Consider the following 23448-nt stretch of genomic DNA (forward strand, 5'->3'; position numbering starts at 1 on the left):
GCTGCCCCGGAACCACCGCATCAAGAAGCACCCGTCCCGGACCTCAGTAGTGAACATCCCGGGTTCGTGATGAAGCCGGGCTTGGCGGCCCGGGCGCTCAGTGCGAGGCGGGCGCCAGACCGGTGCTGTTCCGCAGCGAGATCGGCGGAACGAACAGGTGCTGCCTGGGCGGTGCGTCCGGCTCGGCGATGCGTTCGACGAGGAAGTCGACGGCGGTCGCACCCATTTCCACCGCGGGCAGGTCGGCCGCGGTGAGCTGGGGACGGAACTGCTCGGCCCAGTAGCGCGCGGCGACGCCGGCGATGGAGAACTGGGCCGGGATGTCCAGCCCGGCATGCTCGAGTGCCCGCTGGACGCCGGGCAGCGCCGCCTCGTTGACCGTCGCGACCGCGGTCACCTTGGGATGAGCGCGCAGGATCTCCTGGACGCACGCCTCGCCGGCGGACATGTCGTCGGCGCAGCAGAACTCCACCCCTTCGATGCCGCGGCGGGCGACGGCGTCGGCGAAGCCCTCGCGGGCCCGGAGCGCGGGGCCGTAGCCGGACGCGACGAGCTCGGTGGAGCGGTTGATCAGTGCGATGTGCCGGTGCCCGAGGTCGGCCAGATGGTTCACGCATCGGCCGACCAGCGTGGCGTAGTCGACGTCGATCCAGCACATCGCCTGCGGCCGGGCGGTACGGCCGATGGTCACGAACGGCAGCTGCAAAGCTTTCAGTCGCCTGACGCGAGGATCGTCCAGGCGGATCTCCATGAGGATGACACCGTCCACGCGACGCCCGTCGACGATCCGTTCGAAGGAACGGTCGTGGTCGCCGCCGGAGGACGACAGCAGCACGTCCAGATCGGCACGATCGGCGGCCTCCATGACGCCGGCGACGAACTCCAGCTGCATGAAGGTCAGCCGTCCTCGGGCCGGCGGGATGACCAGCCCGAGCGTGCGGTTGCGGCCCTCCCTCAGCGCCCGCGCGGTGGCGTTCGGGCGGTAGCCCAGCTCGTCGATGACCGCCTGGATGCGCTGTCGGGTCGCCTCGGAAACCGTACGTTTGCCGCTGAGCGCATACGACACGGTGCTGCGCGACACTCCAGCGCGTCGGGCGATCTCCCCGATGTTCATCGAGCTCCTTCACGGCGCCGGAGCGACCGGCGCAGGTCGCCGAGCGGCCGGTCTGTTCGACGGGGCCACGAGAATCAGTCGAATCGTTTCGTCGATTTTCTACGGATTGTAGTCATCCATCGGCGTATTGACGAGCAATGCGGCCGGCCGGGCGTCGTGGTCGGTGGCGTCGCGATCGGCCGGCGCCCGCCGATCACCTGGCGCCGGAGCCGTCCGAGAGCCGGAGAGTCCGCGGCTTTGAAAGGCCTGTGAAAGACGATCGGACGGCCGCTCGCCATGGACGGCTTCCTGAGCAGGGGAACGGCGCCCGTACGGCGGCGGCCTGTGGCCGGACGTTGACCTCCCGCGGACTCCGGTCGTAGCATCCGGGCGACTTTCGAATCGATTCGAAACTGTGGAAACCGTTCGCCGGCCACCGCCGGATGGCCGGATCCGCGGTGGCGCCATCCGTAGCAAGCGAGACGACGAAGTGGGAGAGACGATGCGACCAGGACTTCACCTCCGCTGAGGGCGTCCTCGTCGGTCGAGCCGCATCTGCGAACGACGGAGGTACTGATGTTCCCAGTTCCCATCGGCCTGCGGCGGCCGGTCCGGCTGCTGGCCGCGTGCCTGCTGGCCGTGGCGGCGGCCGTGCTCGCCCTCGGCACCCCGGTGGCGGTCAACACCGCGGCGGCGGCCTCGCTCCCGTGCGACATCTACGCCGCAGGGGGCACGCCGTGTGCCACGGCGCACAGTACGACCCGTGCGCTGTTCGCGTCCTACAACGGTCCGCTCTACCAGATCCAGCGCAAGTCCGACCAGAAGTACCTCGACATCGGCCTGCTGTCGGCCGGAGGGGTCGCCGACGCCGCCCCGCAGGTGTCGTTCTGTGCGGGCACGTCGTGCACGATCACGAAGATCTATGACCAGACCGCCAACCACAATGATCTGCCGATCTCCTGGGGCGGCCTCTGGAAGGGGCCCGGGCCCAACGGGGCCGACATCGGCGCGGACGCGATGGCGCTGCCGGTGACAATGGGCGGTCACCCTGCGTACGGGATCAAGTCCACCCAGGGCACCGGTTACCGGGTCGACCACGCCAAAGGCGTGCCCACGGGCTCCCAGCCGGGCAGGCATCTACATGGTGACCTCCTCGAACTACGTGAACCAGTGGTGCTGTTTCGACTACGGCAGCGGCGAGAACTCCCACACCGACACCGGCAACGCGACCATGAACGCGATCGAGTGGGGCACCGCCTGCTGGTTCGGCGGATGCGTCGGGAGCGGCCCGTGGGTGGAGGCCGACCTGGAGAACGGCATGTACCACACCGGCACCGGCTCCAATAAGGATCCGAACAACTCCGGTGTGCACTTCCCGTTCGTCAGCGCCTGGGAGAAGAACAACGGCACCAGCAATTTCACACTGAAATACGGCAATGCCGCCAGCGGCGGGCTGACGACACCGTATTCGGGAGCGCTTCCCAACGGCTATTCACCGATGCGGGTGGACAGCTCGATCCTGCTCGGCACCGGCGGTGACAACAGCAACAGTGGCCAGGGCGAGTTCTTCGAGGGCGCCGTCACCAATGGCTATCCCTCCGACGCGACGGAGAATGCGGTGCAGGCCAGTATCACGGCTGCCGGCTATGGGTCCGGTGGCGGCGGTGGCGGGAGTTTCCCGGGCGGTTATCACCAGTTGGTGATCGGTAACGATGGGCTGTGCCTGGATGTGTACGGGAACACGAGTGCCTCGGGTGCGGCGATTGCTCAGTGGTCTTGTAACGGGCAGTCGAATCAGCAGTTCCAGTTCGTGCCGGGGTCGAATGGTTTTGGGGAGTTGCAGGCGCAGAATTCCGGTCTGGTGGTCGGGGTCGCTGGCGGTTCGACGGGGCAGGGGAGTCCGGACGTCGTGCAGCAGGCGCGTAGTGGTGCGGCGAGCACGATGTGGAAGCCGGTCGCGCAGTCGGACGGTTCGTGGTCTTTCCAGAACCAGAACAGCGGGTTGTGCCTGGACGTCTACGGCGCCGGCAGCAACCAGGGCCAGCAGCTGGACCAGTGGCCGTGCAAGAACGCGGCCGGTACCAACCAGGACTTCACCCCCCGCTGACCACCCGGCCTGACCAGGATCCCCCATTCACCGGCGGCGGGCGTCGGCCTTGATCTGGAGTACACCGGAGCCGACCAGATCGAAACCGCACGCCCGTCGCCGGCCATCCGAGGAGCAGAACATTGCAGACTCCATCCGTTCCCCCGCCGGGCCGTGTGGCGTGTAGACGGCGGTCGCCGGTCGCCACCGCCGTGCGGCTGGTCGCGGTGCTGGCCCTGCTGATCGCCGCCGCACCGGCATGGTCGGCACCGGCATCGGCGGCGGGCGCGAACAACCCCTGTGACATCTACGCCTCCGGCGGCACACCCTGCGTCGCGGCGCACAGCACGGTGCGCGCGCTGTACGGGTCGTACAGCGGCAACCTGTACCAGGTGCGGCGATCGTCGGACAGCACGACGAGGAACATCGGCGTGCGGGCTGCGGGCGGCTTCGCCGACGCCGCGGCGCAGGACTCCTTCTGCGCCGGCACCACCTGCGTCATCACCGTCGTCTACGACCAGTCCGGACACGGCAACGACCTGTGGTACCAGGGATCGAGCGAGGTTCCGGGCTCAAGCCAGAGCAGCCCCGCGAAGGCGACCACCGAGTCGCTGACGGTCGGCGGCGGCAAGGCCTACTCGCTTTACATCAACCCCGGGAACAGCTACTGGCGGGACGGCCACCTGACGGGCGTCCCGACCGGCACCGCGCCCGAGGGCATGTACATGGTGACCAGCGGCACGCACGTCAACGGCGGCTGCTGCTTCGACTACGGCAACAGCGAGACGACCAGGAAAGCCGACGCCGCCGGCGCGATGGATGCGATCAACTTCAGCACCTCCTGCTGGTTCGGCGGCTGCTCCGGCTCCGGCCCCTGGGTCCAGGCGGACCTGGAGTGGGGGCTGTATCCCGGCGGCAGCCAGTCGTGGAACCAGAACCAGCGGGCGTTCACGAACCGGTACGTCACGGCGATGCTGAAGAACAACGGCACGTCGCGGTTCGCGATCAAGGGTGGTGACGCCCAGGCCGGCGGGATGACCACGCTGTGGGACGGCGGCCTGCCGAACGGATACAGCCCGATGAAGAAGCAGGGCGCCATCGTGCTGGGCAGCGGCGGTGACTGCTGCAAACCCGGCGGCGGTGCCAATCTCAGCGCGGGCACCTTTTATGAGGGCGCCATGGTCTCCGGCTATCCGTCCGACGCGACCGAGAACGCGGTGCAGGCGAGCATCACGGCTGCCGGGTACGGGTCCGGTGGTGGCGGTGGCGGGAGTTTTCCGGGCGGTTATCACCAGTTGGCGGTCGGTAACGATGGTCTGTGCCTGGATGTGTACGGCAATACGAGTGCTTCTGGTGCGGCGGTCGATCAGTGGTCTTGTAACGGGCAGAGCAATCAGCAGTTCCAGTTCGTGCCGGGGTCGAATGGTTATGGGGAACTACAGGCGCAGAACTCCGGCTTGGTGGTCGCGGTAGCGGGTGGTTCGACGACGCAGGGGAGTCCGGACATCGTGCAGCAGACCCGTAATGGCGTGGCGAGTTCGATGTGGAAGCCGGTTGCGCAGTCGGACGGTTCGTGGTCGTTCCAGAACCAGAACAGCGGGTTGTGCCTGGACGTCTACGGCGCCGGCAGCAACCAGGGCCAGCAGCTCGACCAGTGGCCGTGCAAGAACGCGGCCGGTTCCAACCAGGACTTCACTCCCAACTGACCACCGGAACCGCCTCATCGTCGAGATATCGAACCCCGGGAGAATAATGAAACCTCTGATCCGACCCCTTCGGATACGGGCGCTGGTCTCGGTGCTGTCGGCCGCCGCCGCGGTCGCGGGGGCCGCCATGCTCGTTCCCCGGCCGGCGCAGGCCGCCGGCACGCTGGGCGCGCAGGCCGCCGCGTCCGGCCGTTACTTCGGTACGGCCGTGGCCGCCGGCAAGCTCGGCGACTCGACGTACTCCACGATCCTGGACCGGGAATTCAACATGATCACCCCGGAGAACGAGATGAAGTGGGACACCACCGAACCGTCCCGCGGCTCGTTCAACTTCGGCCCCGCCGACCAGATCGTGAACCACGCCCAGGCGCACGGGCAGCGCATGCGCGGCCACACGCTCGTCTGGCACTCCCAGCTGCCCGGCTGGGTCAGCGGCATCGGTGACGCCAACACGCTGCGCAGTGTGATGGACAACCACATCACCACCGAGATGACCCACTTCAAGGGCAAGATCTACGCGTGGGACGTGGTGAACGAGGCGTTCGCCGACGGCAGCACCCAGCACCGCAGCTCGGTGTTCCAGAACGTGCTGGGCAACGGCTTCATCGAGGAGGCGTTCCGCACCGCGCGGGCGGCCGACCCGAACGCCAAGCTCTGCTACAACGACTACAACATCGAGAACTGGACCGACGCGAAGACGCAGGGCGTCTACGCCATGGTCAAGGACTTCAAGGCCCGCGGCGTGCCCATCGACTGCGTCGGCTTCCAGAGCCACTTCGGCTCGGGCGGCCCGCCGTCGAGCTTCCAGACCACCCTGTCCAACTTCGCCGCCCTCGGCGTCGACGTCCAGCTGACCGAGCTGGACATCGCGCAGGCGCCGGCGAGCGCCTACTCCAACACCGTCAAGGCCTGCGTGAACATTTCCCGTTGCGCCGGCATCACCGTGTGGGGGATTCGCGACAGCGACTCCTGGCGCTCCGGAGAGAACCCCCTGCTGTTCGACGGCGGCGGCAACAAGAAGCCCGCCTACGACGCGACCCTGTCCGCCCTCGCCGGCGGCGTCCCGTACGGCGGCGACGGTTCGCCCACTCCCACCCCGACGCCGACGCCTCCGGGCAACGGCGGATGCTCGGTGAAGTACGCGATCAGCTCGCAGTGGCCCGGTGGGTTCGGCGCGAACGTCAGCGTGACCAACCTCGGCGATCCGGTCTCGAGCTGGACGCTGACCTGGTCGTTCGGCGCCGGGCAGCAGGTGACGCAGGCGTGGAACGCCGGCGTGACCCAGAACGGGGCGGCCGTGACCGCCAAGAACGTCTCCTACAACGGCTCCCTGGCCACGGGCGGCAGCACGAGCTTCGGGTTCAACGGCTCCTGGAACAGCAGTAGTAATCCGGTGCCCTCGAACTTCGCGCTCAACGGCACCGCCTGCACCGCCGGCTGATCAACCCGACCGCAGGCGCCCCGCCGGCCGGACGTGTGCACGACGCGTCCGGCCGGCGCGCCCAGCCCGGCCACTCGCCCCACCGGCCCCACGTCCCTCGAAGTACTCCGCACCGCCGAAAGGTCCCCCGTCATGCCTTCGCACCAGTTCCAGCTGAGCCGCCGGAGCCTTCTCACCTCCGCCGGCGTCACCGTCCCGCCGGCCTGCTGGGTTTCCGTACCGCCCAGGCCACCACCGGCCCGAGCAGTTACACCGCGACCTGGGCGTCGGTGGATCAGCATCCGCCGGCGCCCGAGTGGTACCAGGACGCCAAGTTCGGCATCTACTACCACTGGGGCGTGTTCAGCGTCCCCGCCTTCGGCAACGAGTGGTACCCGCGGAACATGTACATCGGCGGCTCGGCCGAGAACAACCACCACAAGAGCGTGTACGGGGACCCGTCGGTGTGGCCGTACCACAACTTCATCAACGGTGCCCGCGACAAGGCCGGTAACTGGGTGCAGTTCGCGCCGAAGCTGAAGTCGGCGGGCGGCAACTGGGACCCGAACGCGTGGGCGCAGCTGTTCGCCGATGCCGGCGCCAAGTTCGCCGGCCCGGTGGCCGAGCACCACGACGGCTACTCGATGTGGAACAGCAGCGCCAACGAGTGGAACTCCGTCGCCACCGGGCCCAGGCTCGACCTGCTGCGGCAGCACGCCGACGCCATCCGTGGCAAGGGCCTGAAGCTGTACGTGTCGCTGCACCACGCGTACCACTTCAACGGCTATTACGACCACGTCCCGGCGCAGTCAACGACCACCCTCAAGAAGCTGTACGCCCAGCTCGGCACGGCCGCCGAGAACCAACTCTGGTACGACAAGCTCAAGGAGGTCATCGACGGCTACCAGCCCGACATCATCTACCAGGACTTCGACCTGAACCTGGTGCAGGAGTCGATGCGGCTTCAGTTCCTCGCGTACTACTACAACCAGGCCGTCGCCTGGAACAAGGACGTCGTCGCCACCTACAAGGACGGGTTCGACAACAAGGGCGAGGTCTTCGACTTCGAGCGCGGCGGCCCGGCCGGCATCCAGACCCCCTACTGGGAGACCGACGACAGCGTCTCCAGCTCCAGCTGGTGCTACACCGTCGGCATCGGCTACTACTCGACCAAGGCGATGACGCACGCGCTGATCGACCGGGTCAGCAAGAACGGCACCATGGTCCTCAACATCGCGCCGATGGCCGACGGCACCATCCCGTCCGGGCAGCAGGCGATCCTACAGGGCATGGGGGATTACCTCAAGCGGTTCGGTGAGTCCATCTACGCCACCCGCGCCTGGGCGTCCTTCGGCGAGGGGCCCACCCAGATGGGCGGCGGCTCGTTCACCACACCTCGGGAGGGGACGAGCAAGGACATCCGGTTCACCCGCAGCAAGGACAACACGGTTCTGTACGCCACCGTGATGGGCTGGCCGGGAAGCACGCTGACCATCACGACTCTGAACTCCGGCCAGATCAACCTCAGCAGCCTGACCTCGGTCCAGCTCCTCGACCAGGCCGCCGGCTCGTACGTGAACCTGCCGAACCGCAGCCAGGACGGCTCCGGCCTGAACATCTCGATGCCCTCGTCCAGCGCCCCGTTCAGCGCCCTGGCGTACGTGGTCAAGCTGACCTTCTCCGGCCAGATCCCGGCCCTCGGCTCGGGCACCACCCCGACCGGCTGGGTGAAGATCGCCAACGTGACCAGCGGGCTGGTCCTCGACAGCGGCGGCAACGTCGCCTCCGGGTCGGTGCTCAAACAGTGGGGCTGGGACGGGTCCACCAACCTGCAGTGGCAGCTGGTGGACCTGGGCAGCGGCTACTACCGCATCGTCAACCGCACCAACGGCATGGTGGCCGACAGCGGGGGCAACACCGCCAACGGCGCGAGCTGCCTGCAGGCCGCCTGGAACGGCGGCAACAACCAGCAGTGGCGGCTCAACGGCGTCGGTAACGGCCGCTACCAGATCGTCAACCGCGGCACCGGCACGGCGCTTGACGGCGCGGGCAGTACCGGCAACGGCGCGACGACCGTGCTGTGGACGCCGAACTCCAGCACCAACAACGAATGGACCATCGCCGGGGTCTGAGCACCGCCCGGCCGCGCGGCCCTCGACCACTGCCCGCTTCATCCGTATCCGCGATGACGGAGGTCCTGTCCATGTCCCCAATCCCCATCCGCCGGCGGTCGGCCCGGCCGGTCGCCGCCTCCCTGATGGCCGCGGCGGCGGCGGTGCTCGCCCTCGGCACGCCGGCGGTCACCGGCACCGCGTCCGCGGCATCGCTGCCGTGTGACATCTACGCCGCCGGCGGCACCCCGTGTGTGGCGGCGCACAGCACGACCCGCGCGCTGTACGCCTCCTACAACGGTTCGCTGTACCAGGTACGCCGCTCCTCGGACAACACCACCCGCAACATCGGGGTGCTGTCCGCGGGCGGGGTCGCCGACGCCGCCGCGCAGGACTCGTTCTGTTCCGGTACGAGCTGCGTCATCACGATCATCTACGACCAGTCCGGCCGGGGGAACAACCTGACCCAGGCGCCCGGCGGCGGAGCGGCCGGCGGCCCGGACAACCTCGCCAACGCGACCGCGGCGCCGACCACCGTGGGCGGCCACAAGGCTTACGGCGTGTACGTCGCCGCGGGCACCGGCTACCGCAACAACCGCACGAACGGCATCGCGACCGGAGACCAGGCCGAAGGCGAGTACGCGATCTTCGACGGCACGCACTACAACGGCGGCTGCTGCTTCGACTACGGCAACGCCGAGACCAGCAGCAACGACACCGGCAACGGCCACATGGAGGCCATCTACTTCGGCAACATCAAGGTCTGGGGCTACGGCGCGGGCAACGGCCCCTGGATCATGGCCGACCTGGAGAACGGCCTGTTCTCCGGCGTGAACCAGCATTACAACGCCAATGACCCCACGATCAACTACCGGTACACCACCGCCATCGTCAAGGGCGAGCCGAACCACTGGTCCATCCGAGGCGGCAACGCTCAGTCGGGCGGTCTGTCCACGTTCTACAACGGCGTGCGCCCCAACGTCTCGGGCTACAACCCGATGCACAAGGAGGGCGCCATCATCCTGGGCATCGGCGGCGACAACAGCAAGGGCTCGGCCGGCACCTTTTATGAAGGCGTCATGACCTCCGGTTATCCGTCCGATGCGACGGAGAACGCGGTGCAGGACAGCATTACGGCTGCCGGATACGGGTCTGGAGGCGGCGGTGGTGGCAGCTTCCCGGACGGTTATCGCCAGCTGATGGTCGGTAACGATGGGCTGTGCCTGGATGTGTACGGGAATACGAGTGCCTCGGGTGCTGCGATCGATCAGTGGTCCTGTAATGGGCAGTCGAATCAGCAGTTCCAGTTCGTGCCGGGGTCGAATGGTTTTGGGGAACTGCAGGCGCAGAACTCCGGTCTGGTGGTCGGGGTCGCGAACGGTTCGACGGGGCAGGGGAGTCCGGACGTCGTGCAGCAGGCGCGTAGTGGTGCGGCGAGCACGATGTGGAAGCCGGTCGCCCAGTCCGACGGCTCCTGGTCTTTCCAGAACCAGAACAGCGGGTTGTGCCTGGACGTCTACGGCGCCGGCAGCAACCAGGGCCAGCAGCTCGACCAGTGGCCGTGCAAGAACGCCGCCGGAACCAACCAGGACTTCACCCCCAACTGACCGCGGCGGCCTGTGCGCCCCTGCCCAGAGAATCCCTGCGACATGATCACGGGCACGCACAGGCCCGCGAAGAAGGAGAGGAACGGTGAGACGGTTCATCAAGACGCTCGCCGGCATCGCCGTCGCGGCCGTGGCCGCGACGCTGGCCATGACCACGGCACTCGTGCCGCGAGCGTCGGCGGCGTCCCTGACCCAGGTGTCGAACTTCGGCGCCAACCCCGGCAACATGCAGATGTACGTCTACGTCCCCGGCAGCGCGTCGGCCCACCCGGCCATCCTGGTGGCGATGCACGGCTGCAACGGCTGGGCCCCCGGCTTCTACCAGGGCACCGAGTTCGCCTCGCTGGCCGACAGGTACGGCTTCATCGTCATCTATCCGCAGGCGTCGCACAGCATCAACGGCATGTCGAGCTGCTTCGACGTGTGGTCGGACGCGGCCCTGCACCATGGCGGCGGCAGCGATCCGGTGTCGATCGTCAACATGGTGACCTACGCGGAGCAGCACTACGGCGGCGACCCGCAGCGCGTGTTCGCCACCGGCTTCTCCTCGGGCGCCATGGAGACCAACAACCTGCTCGCGACCTACCCGGACGTCTTCAAAGCCGGCGCGCCGTTCTCCGGCATCCCGTACGGATGCATGGCGGGCGGCGGCATGTGCGGTGACAAGACGCCACAGCAGTGGGGCGACATGGTCCGCAACGCCTACCCGGGCTACACCGGGCCCCGGCCGCGCGTACAGGCGTGGCACGGCACGTCCGACTCCGTGCTGCCCTACTCGATGCTGCAGGAGGAGGTCGACGAGTGGACGAACGTCTTCGGGCTGAGCCAGACGCCCACGTCCACCGACACCCCGCAGTCCGGGTGGACCCGGCGGCGGTTCGCCGACTCGTCCGGCACCGCGGACGTCGAGGCGTACACCATCGCCGGAGCAGGCCATGACCTGCCGCATCCGGGGATGGCCGCCTACGCGATCCACTTCTTCGGCCTGGACGGCAGCGGCGGCGGTGGTGGTGGCGGGACCGGCGGTTCGTCCGCCTGCCGCGTCACCGCGACGGTCAGCTCCTGGTCCGGTGGGATGACCGAGAACATCACGATCGCCAATACGGGCTCCAGCGCGATCAACGGCTGGTCCCTGGCGTTCACGCTTCCGTCCGGGCAGACCATCACCTCGGGGTGGAACGCCACTTACAGCCCCAGCAGCGGCCAGGTCACGGCCACGAACCTGAGCTATAACGCATCCCTGGCACCAGGTGCCTCGACGAACATCGGGTTCCAGGCGAACCAGACCGGCGACGCGGCGGCGCCGACCGCGTTCGCCCTCAACGGCGCCGCCTGCACCGTCGGCTGAACGGATCGCCCCTTGCCCGTGGGGCAAGGGGCGATCCGCCCTACGGGCTGGTGCAGGTGGCGGATAGGGCGGACGGCGTTCCGTTGGCGAGGAAGCCGAACGTGGTCGAGGCGGACGCCTGAAGCGAGCCGTTGTACGAGGCGTTGGTCACGGTCACGGTGGAGCCGCTGGTGCTCACCGTGCCGTTCCAGACCTGGCTGATGGTCTGCCCGCCGCTGAGGTTCCAGCGGACGGTCCATCCGTTGATCGGCGCGTTGCCGGCCGTCACGGTGACCTCACCCTGGTAGCCGCCGGACCAGGAATTGACGGTGCGATAGGTCGCGGTGCAGGCGCCGCCGGGCGGCGTCGGCGTGGGTGTCGGGTCGCCCGGTCCGCCGGGGGGCACGTACGGGCATTTGCTGCGGTACTGCGAGACACCCGAGGAGTCCGCCAGGGCCGGGCAGAGGAACTGCGTGTAGCGAGTGTCGTTGTCGAGAAAGATTTTCAGCCAGGGGATGAGCAGCCGCATCTCAGTGGTGTTCGGGTGTGTGTAGGCCAGGTGGTCGGCGCCCGCGAGTTGGATGAAGACGCTCTGCGTGCCGGCCGGCATGGTGGCGTACAGGCCGTTGAGGTAGGACGGAGTGACCACCGTGTCGTTCTGCCCGCCCATGATCATCGTCGGCACCCGGTCGGTGGACAGGTTCAGGTTCCCCACGGGCGAACCAGGCGCGAGACCGACCGCTGCCTTCAGCGAGGGCCGCTGGAGCGCTGCGAGGAGGGCGCCGGCCCCACCCGCGGAGTGGCCGATCACCGACAACCTGCCGGCGTCGACCCGCTCGTGCACGGGGCTCTTCTGGGTGAGGTAGTCCAGCGCGGCCAGCAGCTCGGTCCCGCGGGCATCGGCGCTGTCGGTACGGCTGTTGGTCTCGACGCCGATGACGACGAACCCGAAGGAGGCCAGCCATGGACCCATCCAGGCCTCTTCGTTGGCGAACAGGGCGGTGTAGCCGGGGACGATCGCGACCGCGCCCCAGGTGCCCAGGCTGGTGTCGGTCGGGTAGTAGATCGTCCCGCCGTTGAAGCCGTTGCCGGGTGGCACGCTGACCTGGGCGGTGGCGAAGGTTCCCCGGCTGGCCGCCACGCTGGACAGGGTGGGGTCCGGGCCCCGCTGGTACGGGTTGCCGGCGGCCGACGCGGGCCAGGTGGCGACCGTCAGCGCGATCACCGCGGCGAGGGCGGCGACTGCGGCGACGGCCCGCCGCAGCAGCCGGTCCGGGGAGCCGGGCCCGGCCCGGCCGGTCGCGGCACCTACCGGTGCCTGATGTTCTGTGGTGCGTTCTGCCATGTGGGGACTACTCCTTCCCTTACTGCGCCGGTGCGGGCACACCGCATCCGGCTGCCTCCCGCCCGCAGGCCCCGTGCCCGACCTCGGCTAGCCCACGGTCCATTTCTGGTTGCTGCCGCCGTTGCAGGGCCAGAGCTCGAGGGGTGTGCCGTTGGTGGTGGAGGCGCCGGTCACGTCGAGGCATAGGCCGGACTGGGTGCCGGTGATGGTGCCGTCGGTGTTGATCTGCCATTGCTGGTTGGCTCCGCCGTTGCAGTCCCAGATCTCGACCTTGGTGCCGGCCGTGGTCTGGTTGTCGTAGGCGTCCAGGCATTTGGCGCCGTTGTAGACGGTGAGCCGGCCGCCCGAGGAGGTCCAGGTCTGGCCAGAGCCGCCGTTGCAGTCCCAGATCTGTGTCTGCGTCCCGTTGGTCTGCGACGCGTTGGGCACGTCCAGGCACCTGCCCGCCCCGACGGCGCGAATCGGCCCGGAGGTGCCCCCGCCTCCACCGGTGGTCCCGCCGGCGACCCTGTACATGACGACGCCGTGCGCGGGGACCGAGGCGCTGATGGTGCCGCTGGTCGTCGACGTGCCTCCGGTCCACAGGTCGGTCAACGTGTAGCCGGAGGATCCGCTCTTGCCGATGGCGGACGCGGTGGTGGAGATGGTCGCGGTCGACCCGGTCTCGTTGAACAGGACGACGGAGACGTCCCCGTTCGCGAGCGGCTTGGCCAGCACGTCATGGCCGCCCGAGGACGACACCTGCGTACCCTGCTTGCCGAGCGAGTCCTGGTCCACCGCGATCACGGCCTTGTTGGTCAAAATCGACAGGGTGGACGAACTGGGGTTGACGACGTTGCTCCCCTCGATCAGCGGGGCTGCCATCTCCGCCCACAGGCTGAACTCGGCCTGGTTCTCGGTCGCGGTCATGCCGTTGCCGATCTCGAGCATGTCCGGGTCGTTCCACGAGCCCGGCCCGGCGTGCGAGGCCAGTCCGACGTTGATGTGGAAGTTGTTCAGCATGCTGGCGAAGTTCGGCTGGATGTCGACGGTGGTGCGCCACAGGTTCGCGACCGGGCCCGCCCAGTTCCAGGGCTGCACGCTGGAGTCCCAGCCGTTGCACATACTGAAGACGATCGAGTGGCCGGTCGCCGAGAGCGCGTCGCGCATCCGCGTGTAGAGGGTCTGGGCGACCTGCTGGTGCGACCGCCCCGAAAAGTCGCCGAACGGGATGTTGCACCAGTCCTCTTTGAGGTAGTCGACTCCCCACGAGGCGAAGAGCCTGGCGTCCTGCTGCTCGTGTCCGTAGCTGCCGGGGTATCCGGCACAGGTCGCGGTGCCGGCGTCCTCGTAGATGCCGAGCTTCAGGCCGAGCGAGTGCACGTAGTTCGCGACGGCGGCGATCCCGTGGGGGAACTTGGTGGAGTCGGCGACCAGGTTCCCGGATCCGTCGCGGCTGTGGGCCATCCAGCAGTCGTCGATGTTGACGTACTGGTAGCCGGCGGCCTGCATGCCGTTGTTGTGCATCGCCTGCGCGGTCTGTTCGACGAGCTGCTCGCTGACGTTGCAGCCGTAGGCGTTCCAGTCGTTCCAGCCCATCGGGGGCGTCAGCGCCAGCCCGTTGCCGAGCGCCGACGCCGGCGGCGCGGACCCCAGCGCGATCACGGGCGCGACCAGGAGGGCCAGCACGGTGGCCAGCCACAACCTGGCCTGCCGGGCGGCCCGGCCGACCGCGGCTCCTGGGCTGGCGTGAGATGTCCGAACCATGGTGAGTCACCTTTCAAAGGACGCGGATCGGTGCGGGTTCGCCGGGGCCATCGGGCGCCGTGCAGGCGAGCGCGGGCACCTCGCCGCCGGACCGGAGCCTCACCACCTGGGACGGAGGCCTCGCCGGTTCCCGCAGTGGAGTCGGTATCTCGAACGTGTGACGGAATGCTGGACGTCGACTCAGGCAGGAGTGTGGGCGGCGGCGCGGGGATGTCAAGTGGCCTGGGCGTCGCTTGTGGCAGGAGGCCGTGGCGGTCCAGGTCAGGAGGGGTGGTGGCCGGAAGGGAGTCTCCTGGCTTTCATCCGCTTTCATGAGCGCGAGATCTGAGGCCGCCGCGCTGCCGACCTTTCGCGCAGCGCCGAACGGTGGCCGTGGCGGGGTGTGCGGGCCCCGATGAAAACCGCGGTGAAAGAACGCCGACGCCCGGGGACGGTCGTTGGACGCGGTTCGGCCCACTCACCAGGGCGAATCGACGGCGCGCGACTTCCCGTCCCCTTCTGTACGGAAGTGTCGGGGAAGCGGCATTGACCTGGTTTCACCCTCGTCGTAGCCTCCGGTCAAATCGATTCCGCGAATCGATTCGACACATCAGCGACACCGCCGAAGAGATGCGGCGACCGGGAACGCGGCCGTCCCATCTCCCACAGTGCGGGAGCGCTGAAGCGCGAAGGGATGAGCCGATGGTGGGCACCGTGTCGCCGAATGTACTGCTGAGGAGCGAGTGATGCGCAGAGCCTTCCGGCTGTGGGCCTGCGTCCTCGCCGCGCTGGTCCTGGCGATCGGCGCCCTGGTCGGCGTCGGCACCGCCTACGCCGAGTCGAACGGCGGTGTGCGCGTCATGCCGCTCGGCGACTCGATCACCGATGGCGCGACGGTGCCCGGCGGGTACCGGATCGGCCTGTGGCAGCGGTTCGTCAACGCCGGCTATCGGGTCGACTTCGTCGGCTCACTGTCCAACGGGCCGGCGAGCCTGGGCGACCACGACCACGAGGGACACTCGGGCTGGCGCATCGACCAGATCGACGCGAACATCGCCGGCTGGCTGCACACCTCCACGCCGCACACCGTCCTGCTGCACATCGGCACCAACGACGTCCTCCAGAACTACGACCTGGCGAACGCACCCGCCCGGCTGTCGGCACTGATCGACCACATCACCGCCAACGTGCCCACCGCCGAGGTCTTCGTCGCCACGATCATCCCGCTCGGAGGCGACTCCAGGGAGGCGAATGTCCGTACGTTCAACGCCGCGATCCCCGGCATCGTCCAGAGCAAAGCCGGCGCGGGCGAGCACGTGCACTTGGTGGACATGCACGCCGCGCTGACCGCCGCCGACCTGGTCGACGGCGTCCACCCCAACGCCACCGGATACGACAAGATGGCCGCCACCTGGTACACCGCCCTGAAGTCGGTCCCGGGGAGCATCGGCGACGCGGGGGGTGGGGGCGCCACCTCCGGGCCGATTCGCGCCGTCGGGGCGGGCAGGTGCCTGGACGTGCCCAACGCGTCGCAGACCAACGGGACGCAGACACAGATCTGGGACTGCAACGGCGGCTCTGGCCAGACCTGGACCTCCTCGGGCGGCCGGCTCACCGTCTACAACGGCGCCAAATGCCTGGACGCCTACGACAACCAGACCACGGCCGGCACCAAGGTCGAGATCTGGGACTGCAACGGCGGAGCCAACCAGCAATGGCAGATCAACACCGACGGCACCATCACCGGCACCCAGTCCGGCCTATGCCTCGACGTGACCGGCGCCTCCACCACCAACGGCACACCCCTCGAGCTCTGGCCCTGCAACGGCGGCAGCAACCAGAAGTGGAGCCAGACCTAGGCGCACCCGCCAGGGACGCCGGTCGACCTGCTGGTACGCGGTTCGCCGCCGATCGCCGACCGGTCGGCATCGGCGGTCGGCGTCCCCCGGATGAAGAAGGAAGACCAGATGAGACCCAAACTTCTCCTCATACCCGTCGTGGCCGCGGTATTCGTCGTCCTGGCGATGGGCGGAGCGGCGCTGGGCAGCGGCCTCGGCAGAACGCCGTCGTCCACGGCTGTCCGCCCCGCGGCGGCGACCGCCGGATGCGGCAAGGCCCCGACGCTGGCGAGCGGTACGCATTCGATTCAGAGCAGCGGTCAGAACCGCAGTTACATCCTGCGGGTTCCCGCCGGCTACGACAACAACCACCCCTACCGGTTGATCTTCGGGTTCCACTGGGTGGGCGGTACCGCGAACGATGTCGATTCGGGCGGTACCGATGGATACAACTGGTCCTACTACGGCCTGCGGCGGCTGGCGGACAACGCGAACAACAGCACGATCTTCGTCGCGCCCCAGGGCATCAACAACGGCTGGGGCAACTCCGGCGGTCAGGACGTGACCTTCGTCGACGACATGCTCCGGCAGCTCGAGGGCGGCCTGTGCGTCGACACGGCGCAGATCTTCTCGAGCGGTTTCAGCTACGGCGGCGCGATGACGTACGCGCTCGCCTGTGCCCGGCCGACCGTCTTCCGCGCGGTCGCGGTCTACTCCGGTGCGAATCTCAGCGGGTGCAGCGGCGGCACGCAGCCCGTCGCCTACATCGGGCTGCACGGCATCAGGGACAACGTACTGAACATCTCTTCCGGGCGGGCGCTGCGTGACACGTTCGTCCGGAACAACGGCTGCACTCCGCAGAACCCGCCCGAGCCGGCGTACGGAAGCCTGACGCATATCGTCACCACCTACTCCGGGTGCCGGACGGGGTATCCGGTCGTGTGGGCGGCGTTCGACGGAGCAGGTCACGACCCCGGGCCGATCGACGGGTGCACCTGCGACGGCTGGCGGACCTGGACCTCCGGAGTGGTCTGGAGTTTCTTCACCCAGTTCCAGGGCGGCGAACCGCCGACCCCCACCCCGACCCCGACCCCCGGGACTTCGACGCTGGTCAACGTCGGCGCCGGCCGGTGCCTGGACGTGCCGAACCTCTCCCAGACCAACGGCACCCAGGTGGAGCTGTGGGACTGCAACGGCGGCGCCAACCAGAAGTGGACCCTCACCTCCTCCAAGCAACTGCAGGTGTACGGCGGTAAGTGCCTGGGCGCCGAGGGGGCCGGTACGTCGTCTGGCACCAGGGCGGTCATCTGGGACTGCAACGGCCAGCCCGACCAGCAGTGGAGCGTGAACGCCGACGGCACCGTCACCGGCGGGCAGTCTGGCCTGTGCCTCGACGCCAACGGCGCCGGGACCGCCAACGGCACACAGATCATCCTGTGGACCTGCAACGGCGGCAGCAACCAGAAATGGACCCAGAACTGACCCCATGACCCCAGGTCACGACCCATACGGAAAGGACGGATCATGCGCGATCACCCTTGGCGGGGCGGCCGCTGGAAAGCGGCCTTCGCCACGACGGCCGTCGCCTGCGCGGCCGTCACCGCCGGCCTGATCACTACCGGTAGTGCCCGGGCCGGCACGCTGTCCGGCACCCTTTATCGCGACCCGAGCTCGCAGGTCGTCCAATGGGTCGAGGCGAACCCGAACGACGCGCGGACTCCTGTCATCCGCGACAAGGTCGCCAGCCAGCCTCAGGCGCGCTGGCTGGCGGCGTTCAATCCCGGCACGGTGGCGTCGGAGGTCTCGGGCGTGGTCAACGCCGCGAACGCCGCGAACCAGATCCCCGTGCTCTCGGTGTACGAGATCCCCAACCGCGACTGCGGCGGCGCGAGCGCCGGCGGCGCCCCCGACTACACCCAGTACCAGCAGTGGATCGGCGGCTTCGCCCAGGGCGCGGGCAACCGGAGGGTCATCGTCATCCTGGAGACCGATGCCCTCGCCCTGCAGACCTGTCTGAGCGGCTCTGAGATCTCAGCCCGTGACCAGGCGATCGCGCGGGCGGTACAGACGATCAAGAACGCCGACCCGAACGCCAAGGTGTATCTCGACGGCGGCCACTCGGCCTGGAACTCCGCCACCGAGCAGGGAAGCCGCCTCAAGGCTGCCGGCATCCAGTATGCCGATGGCTTCTTCACCAACGTGTCGAACTACCAGCCCCTGTCGAACGAGATGGCGTACGGCCGGTCGATCATCTCCTACCTGCAGTCACAAGGCATATCCGGCAAACATCAGATCATCGACACCAGCCGTAACGGCGGTGCCGTCGGCGCCCAAGGCGACTGGTGCGGCGATGACAACACCGACCACCGCATCGGCACCTACCCGACCCTTGACACCGGCGACCAGAACGTCGACGGCTACCTGTGGGTCAAACCGCCGGGCGAAGCCGACGGCTGCGTTTACACGGCCGGAAACTTCGTCCCCGACCTCGCCTACAACCTCGCGAGCACGGCACCCAATCCGCCGTCGTCGGGTGGCAGCGGCTGCGCGGCGACCTACCAGACGGTGAGCTCCTGGCAGGGCGGCTTCCAGGGACAGATCACCGTCACCGCCGGAGCCTCGGCGATCAAAGGCTGGAAGCTCACCATGTCGCTGCCCAATGGTGTCTCGATCGGCCAGCTGTGGAACGGCACACTGACCACCAGCGGATCCACCGCCACCATCACCAACACGTCGTGGAACGGCACGCTCACACCGGGCGCCACCGCCCAGGTCGGTTTCACCGCCACCGGCGCCTCCTCCTCCCTCACTCCCACCTGCACGACATCGTGAAGCGATAGCGCCCAGGGAGGAGGAGATAGACGGTGGCCATTGGTAGGGACGGAAGGCTTTCGAAGCGGTGGCGTGGTGTGGTGGCCGCGGTCGTGACCGCGATCGTGGCTGGTTCCGCGGTCCTGGTCGGTGCGTCCAGGGCGTCGGCGGCGACTGTCGACACGAACACCTGGTATGTGCTGGTGAATCGCAATAGCGGCAAGGCGCTGGACGACTACGGCTTCGCCACGAACGATGGGGCCGCGGTGGTGCAATGGTCGCGCCAAGACGCGGCGAACCAGCAGTGGCGGTTCGTCGATGCGGGTGGTGGTCACTACCGGTTGATGAACCGGAACTCCGGGAAGGTGCTGGACGATTACAACTGGTCGACCACCGCCGGCACGGACATCGTGCAGTGGAGTGATCAGAACGCGGCTAACCAGCAGTTCCAGTTGGTGGATTCGTCGGGCGGCTATGTGCGGCTGATCAACCGTTACAGCGGCATGGCCGTCGACGTGCAGGGCGGCTCCACTGCCGACGGAGGCAAGGTCATCCAGTACACGGACCACGACAGTGCCAATCAGCAGTGGCAACTCGTCCCGGTGGGCAGCGCCTCCGCCCCGTCCCTGCCGTCGACGTTCAAGTGGAGCTCCAGTGGCGTGCTGGCCGCGCCGAAGCCGGACGCGTCGCACGACACCGCGGCGATCAAGGATTTCTCGGTGGTCCGCTACAACAACCAGTGGCTGATCTACGCCTCGGCCGTGGGCCCGAAGTTCGGTTACGGGTTGGAGTTCTTGAAGTTCGGTGACTGGTCACAGGCCGCGTCCGCGCCCCAGACCTACCTGGACGAGGTGTCCCCGATGGGACCGGGCTACCGGGCCGCGCCGGAGCTGTTCTACTTCGCGCCGCAGAAGCTGTGGTACCTGGTTTACCAGAGCCCTCTACCCACGTACTCGACGAGCCCCGACCCCAGCAACCCGGCGTTGTGGTCGGCGCCGCAATACTTCATGACGAGCGAACCGCCGGTCCTGCAACAGAACGGCGGTGGCTGGCTCGACTTCTGGGTCATCTGCGACTCGGCCAACTGCTACCTGTTCTTCGAAGACGACAACGGGCATCTGTACCGCGCGCAGACCAGCATGGCGAACTTCCCCAACGGCTTCGGCAACACGGTCGTCGCCCTGTCGGATCCCAACCGGAACAACCTGTTCGAGGCGTCGAACGTCTACAAGGTCACCGGCACCGACCAGTACCTGCTGATCATTGAGGCGATCGGAGCGCACCGCTATTTCCGGGCCTGGACCTCCACCAGCCTCACCGGAACCTGGACACCCCTGGCCTCGAGCGAGTCCCAGCCGTTCGCGGGCCTCGCCAACGCCACCTTCTCCGGCACACCCTGGACAAACGACATCAGTCACGGCGAGATGGTCCGGGACGGCTACGACCAGAACCTCACCATCAACCCCTGCCATCTGCAGTACGTCTACCAGGGCAGGGACCCTAACTTCAGCGGGGACTACAACTCCATCCCGTGGCGGATGGGACTGCTTACCCAAACCAACTCAACCTGCTGACCGGACCGACCTACTACGTCGTCCTGAATGCGTTCGGCGTATCGACGTCGTACGTGACCATGGCATCGATCGGTCGAGTGGCGATCGGCGCCGGGGTACCGCCGGATGCCGGGCTTTCGTCGCGGCATCCGGCGGTTGCTTCTCATGAGTGCTCAGCGGTTGGTGACCTCGAAGGAGGCCGACCGGTCGGTGGTGGAGCTGTCGCCGGTGTAGACGTCGATGGTGCCGGGCTCGACGACGAATCGGCCGCTGTTGTCGTAGAACCCGACGTCCTGCTTGGTCAGCCGGAAGGTCACGGTTCTGGTCTCGCCGGGTGCGAGTGTGACGCGCTGGAAGCCGCGCAGGCGCCGTACGGGTTGGGAGATGCTCGCGACGGGGTCGTGGATGTAGAGCTGGACGACGTCGTCGCCGCGGACCTTGCCGGTGTTCTTCACCGTCACCGTGGCGGTGACGCTTCCGTTCGCGGGCATGGTCTTGGCGCTGAGCTGTGGCGCGGAGACGTCGAAGGTGGTGTAGCTGAGGCCGTACCCGAAGGGGTAGAGCGGGTCGCAGTAGGGCAGGTCACGGTAGCGGGAGTTGAACATCGACTTCGGGTCGCAGGGGCGTCCGGTCGGTTCGTGGTCGTAGTAGATCGGCACCTGGCCGAGGGTGCGGGGGAACGACACCGGTAGCTTGCCGCCGGGGTCGACCTTTCCGAACAGGACGTCGGCGACGGCGTTGCCGGCCTGCACGCCGGGGAACCATGCCTCGAGGATGGCCGGTGCGGCGGCTGCGACCTTGGACAGTGTGAGCGGGCGGCCGTTGAACAGTACGACGACGAAGGGCTTGCCGGTCGCTTTGATCGCGTCGATGAGCTGCTGTTGTTTGCCGGGCAGGTCGATGTCGCTGCGGGATCCGGCCTCCCCGCTTTGCCCGCGGGCCTCTCCGACGGCCAGGACGACCTGGTCGGCGGCCTTGGCCGCGTTGACGGCCTTGTCGAAGTCGGCGTCGGATCCGCACACGTCGTCGGGGGTGTTGTCCGGCGGGTAGCGGTCGAAGATCTGGCAGGCCTGGGTGAAGGTCGTCTTGGGGTTCTGGGCCTTGATGCCCTCGTAGACCGAGACGGCGTCCTCGTCGCGGCCGGCTCCGGCCCAGGGGCCGAGCACGTCGTGTTTGTCGTCGCCGAGTGGGCCGATTACGGCGGTGCTCTTGGTGGCGTCGAGTGGCAGCGTTCCGCCGTCGTTCTTCAGCAGCACCATCGACCGGGCCGCCGCGGTGCGCGCCGCCGCGACGGCGTCGGGCCGCAGCTGTGCCGCGTCGGCCTTGGACGGGTCGATGTAGGGGTGGTCGAACAGGCCGGCGCGGAACTTCACGCGCAGGATCCGGCGCACGGCGTCGTTGATGCGGCCGATGGAGATCCGGTGCTGGGACAGGAGCTGTTTGCCGTAGTCGCGGATGTTGGTGCTGACCATCTCCGAGTCGGTGCCCGCGTTGAGGGCGAGCGCGGCGGCGTCGGGACCGTCGGCGGCCACGCCGTGGCCGCAGGGGCCCTCGTCCGGTGTCTTCGGCGGGCACGCGCGCAGTTCGGAGATCGCGGTGTAGTCGCTCTCGATGAACCCGTCGAACCCCCACTCGCGCTTGAGGATGTCGGTCTCGGTGTGGGAGTTGGCGCAGCCTGGTGACCCGTTGAGGTCGTTGAACGAGCACATCACCGTGCCCGCGCCAGCCTCGACGGCCGCTTTGAACGGCGGCAGGTAGACGTTGCGCAGCCGCTGTTCGGACATGTCGGTGGTGTTGTAGTCACGGCCGCCTTCGGGCTGGCCGTAGGCGACGAAGTGCTTGGGGCTGGTGACGACCTTGTCCGGCGCGCTGTAGTCCTGGCCTTGGGCGGCCTTGACCCGGGCGGCGGCGAACACCGAACCCAGGTAGGGGTCCTCACCGGCGCCTTCGGCGATCCGTCCCCATCGCGGCTCGCGGGAGACGTCCACCATCGGGCCGTAGATCTGCTTGATGCCGACCGCCGCGCTCTCCCGCGCGCCGAACCGGTCGTCGTCGGCGGCGACGTTCGGGTCGAAGCTGCTCGCCGCGCCCAGCGGGATGGGGAAGACCGTGCGGAATCCGTGGATGGTGTCGAAGGAGAACAGCAGCGGGATGTGCAGCCGCGTCTGCTCGACCGCCACGTGCTGAAGGTGGTCGATCTGCTTGGGGTCGGTCACGCTGTAGACGGTGCCGACGCCTTTGCGGACCTCATCGTCGGTGGCCTGCGAGCCGCCCAGCAGTTCGATCTGCTGCAGCTTCTCATCCAGCGTCATCCGGGACAGCAGGGCGTTCACGCGCGCCTCGACGTTCGCCGCCTGACCTGCGGGTGCCATCGCCGCCGCGTCGTCGGTGCGCGTTCCGGCGAGCGACCCGCCGGAGGTGAGGGGGATCAGCGCCGCGATCGCCGTGGCGATCGCGGCCATCCGTCGTACTCGATGTCGTACTCGGTGCAACTTCATCGCTCCCAGGGGCTCGTGGAGGGCGATCGGATAGAACGTGGCCGCGACCCTTCTTCGGGGACCATTTGCGGGGTTAGCAAGATCGCGGGCACCTCGCGAATCGAATCACGGCAATTTTTGAGTCGTCAAGAGCTTGGTATCGGAACCACTGGACGCCCGTTTCACTCACCGTAACGAGGATTATCGAACGGGAAGCATATTCGTCGGCGACCGACTGTACTGATCGATGAAAAATCGACTCGACGGGCAGGTTCGACCAGGTCGGTGGCGAGGGCGGGTGGTCGATTTGTCGATACAGATCGATCCTTCCGGTACGGAGCGTGTTCTA

Annotated in this window: 14 protein-coding genes and 1 pseudogene; 11 read left to right on the top strand and 4 right to left on the bottom strand. The window is 67.9% G+C overall.

The window, feature by feature from the left end; all coding sequences use genetic code 11:
* Positions 1 to 97: 97 nt before the first annotated feature.
* Positions 98 to 1114 (bottom strand): LacI family DNA-binding transcriptional regulator, encoded by a 1017-nt coding sequence (locus ACYVF7_RS21800; protein WP_460343531.1) that lies wholly within the window; start codon positions 1112 to 1114, stop codon positions 98 to 100.
* 555 nt (positions 1115 to 1669) lie between these two features.
* Here ACYVF7_RS21800 and ACYVF7_RS21805 point away from each other — a divergent pair.
* The 7 genes and pseudogenes from ACYVF7_RS21805 to ACYVF7_RS21835 all read left to right on the top strand — a co-directional run.
* Positions 1670 to 2191: pseudogene (locus ACYVF7_RS21805) on the top strand (arabinofuranosidase catalytic domain-containing protein); the annotation flags it as partial.
* Between the two features lie 43 nt (positions 2192 to 2234).
* Positions 2235 to 3200, top strand: a complete 966-nt coding sequence (locus tag ACYVF7_RS21810; protein ID WP_460343533.1) for an arabinofuranosidase catalytic domain-containing protein — start codon at positions 2235 to 2237, stop codon at positions 3198 to 3200.
* 122 nt (positions 3201 to 3322) lie between these two features.
* The gene (locus tag ACYVF7_RS21815; RefSeq protein WP_460343536.1) at positions 3323 to 4885 is read left to right on the top strand and encodes an arabinofuranosidase catalytic domain-containing protein; all 1563 of its coding nucleotides are present in this window, start codon (positions 3323 to 3325) and stop codon (positions 4883 to 4885) included.
* A gap of 46 nt (positions 4886 to 4931) precedes the next feature.
* Complete coding sequence (locus ACYVF7_RS21820) at positions 4932 to 6326, top strand: endo-1,4-beta-xylanase (protein WP_460343538.1); 1395 nt, start codon at positions 4932 to 4934, stop codon at positions 6324 to 6326.
* Between the two features lie 35 nt (positions 6327 to 6361).
* Complete coding sequence (locus tag ACYVF7_RS21825) at positions 6362 to 8437, top strand: alpha-L-fucosidase (protein ID WP_460343540.1); 2076 nt, start codon at positions 6362 to 6364, stop codon at positions 8435 to 8437.
* Between the two features lie 71 nt (positions 8438 to 8508).
* Positions 8509 to 10023, top strand: a complete 1515-nt coding sequence (locus ACYVF7_RS21830) for an arabinofuranosidase catalytic domain-containing protein (protein ID WP_460343543.1) — start codon at positions 8509 to 8511, stop codon at positions 10021 to 10023.
* Between the two features lie 85 nt (positions 10024 to 10108).
* Positions 10109 to 11371, top strand: a complete 1263-nt coding sequence (locus ACYVF7_RS21835) for an extracellular catalytic domain type 1 short-chain-length polyhydroxyalkanoate depolymerase (protein ID WP_460343546.1) — start codon at positions 10109 to 10111, stop codon at positions 11369 to 11371.
* A gap of 40 nt (positions 11372 to 11411) precedes the next feature.
* Here the strand turns inward: ACYVF7_RS21835 and ACYVF7_RS21840 are convergent, their stop codons facing one another.
* Positions 11412 to 12695, bottom strand: coding sequence for a poly(ethylene terephthalate) hydrolase family protein (locus ACYVF7_RS21840; RefSeq protein ID WP_460343549.1), 1284 nt, complete (start codon positions 12693 to 12695; stop codon positions 11412 to 11414).
* Between the two features lie 87 nt (positions 12696 to 12782).
* Positions 12783 to 14441: a glycoside hydrolase family 27 protein gene (locus tag ACYVF7_RS21845; protein ID WP_460343552.1), complete on the bottom strand. Its 1659-nt coding sequence runs from the start codon at positions 14439 to 14441 to the stop codon at positions 12783 to 12785.
* Between the two features lie 725 nt (positions 14442 to 15166).
* On the opposite strand from ACYVF7_RS21845, the gene ACYVF7_RS21850 reads away from it, so the two are divergent.
* The 4 genes from ACYVF7_RS21850 to ACYVF7_RS21865 all read left to right on the top strand — a co-directional run bounded on the left by ACYVF7_RS21850 (position 15167) and on the right by ACYVF7_RS21865 (position 20643).
* Positions 15167 to 16279 (top strand): ricin-type beta-trefoil lectin domain protein, encoded by a 1113-nt coding sequence (locus ACYVF7_RS21850; protein WP_460343555.1) that lies wholly within the window; start codon positions 15167 to 15169, stop codon positions 16277 to 16279.
* Positions 16280 to 16387: 108 nt separating this feature from the next.
* Complete coding sequence (locus tag ACYVF7_RS21855; protein ID WP_460343558.1) at positions 16388 to 17740, top strand: ricin-type beta-trefoil lectin domain protein; 1353 nt, start codon at positions 16388 to 16390, stop codon at positions 17738 to 17740.
* A gap of 42 nt (positions 17741 to 17782) precedes the next feature.
* Positions 17783 to 19090, top strand: coding sequence for a glycoside hydrolase family 6 protein (locus tag ACYVF7_RS21860; protein WP_460343561.1), 1308 nt, complete (start codon positions 17783 to 17785; stop codon positions 19088 to 19090).
* A gap of 92 nt (positions 19091 to 19182) precedes the next feature.
* Positions 19183 to 20643 (top strand): non-reducing end alpha-L-arabinofuranosidase family hydrolase, encoded by a 1461-nt coding sequence (locus ACYVF7_RS21865; protein WP_460343564.1) that lies wholly within the window; start codon positions 19183 to 19185, stop codon positions 20641 to 20643.
* 152 nt (positions 20644 to 20795) lie between these two features.
* Here the strand turns inward: ACYVF7_RS21865 and bglX are convergent, their stop codons facing one another.
* Positions 20796 to 23084, bottom strand: coding sequence for a beta-glucosidase BglX (gene bglX / locus ACYVF7_RS21870; RefSeq protein ID WP_460343567.1), 2289 nt, complete (start codon positions 23082 to 23084; stop codon positions 20796 to 20798).
* Between the last annotated feature and the right edge of the window lie 364 nt (positions 23085 to 23448).

The organism is Actinoallomurus acanthiterrae (assembly GCF_054775715.1).

Excerpts from the sequence above, each read along its gene's own strand:
- ACYVF7_RS21800 (WP_460343531.1), bottom strand. The coding sequence starts at position 1,114 with ATGAACATCGGGGAGATCGCCCGACGCGCTGGAGTGTCGCGCAGCACC.
- ACYVF7_RS21810 (WP_460343533.1), top strand. The coding sequence starts at position 2,235 with ATGGTGACCTCCTCGAACTACGTGAACCAGTGGTGCTGTTTCGACTAC.
- ACYVF7_RS21820 (WP_460343538.1), top strand. The coding sequence starts at position 4,932 with ATGAAACCTCTGATCCGACCCCTTCGGATACGGGCGCTGGTCTCGGTG.
- ACYVF7_RS21830 (WP_460343543.1), top strand. The coding sequence starts at position 8,509 with ATGTCCCCAATCCCCATCCGCCGGCGGTCGGCCCGGCCGGTCGCCGCC.
- ACYVF7_RS21840 (WP_460343549.1), bottom strand. The coding sequence starts at position 12,695 with ATGGCAGAACGCACCACAGAACATCAGGCACCGGTAGGTGCCGCGACC.
- ACYVF7_RS21845 (WP_460343552.1), bottom strand. The coding sequence starts at position 14,441 with ATGGTTCGGACATCTCACGCCAGCCCAGGAGCCGCGGTCGGCCGGGCC.
- ACYVF7_RS21850 (WP_460343555.1), top strand. The coding sequence starts at position 15,167 with ATGCGCAGAGCCTTCCGGCTGTGGGCCTGCGTCCTCGCCGCGCTGGTC.
- ACYVF7_RS21855 (WP_460343558.1), top strand. The coding sequence starts at position 16,388 with ATGAGACCCAAACTTCTCCTCATACCCGTCGTGGCCGCGGTATTCGTC.
- ACYVF7_RS21860 (WP_460343561.1), top strand. The coding sequence starts at position 17,783 with ATGCGCGATCACCCTTGGCGGGGCGGCCGCTGGAAAGCGGCCTTCGCC.
- bglX (WP_460343567.1), bottom strand. The coding sequence starts at position 23,084 with ATGGCCGCGATCGCCACGGCGATCGCGGCGCTGATCCCCCTCACCTCC.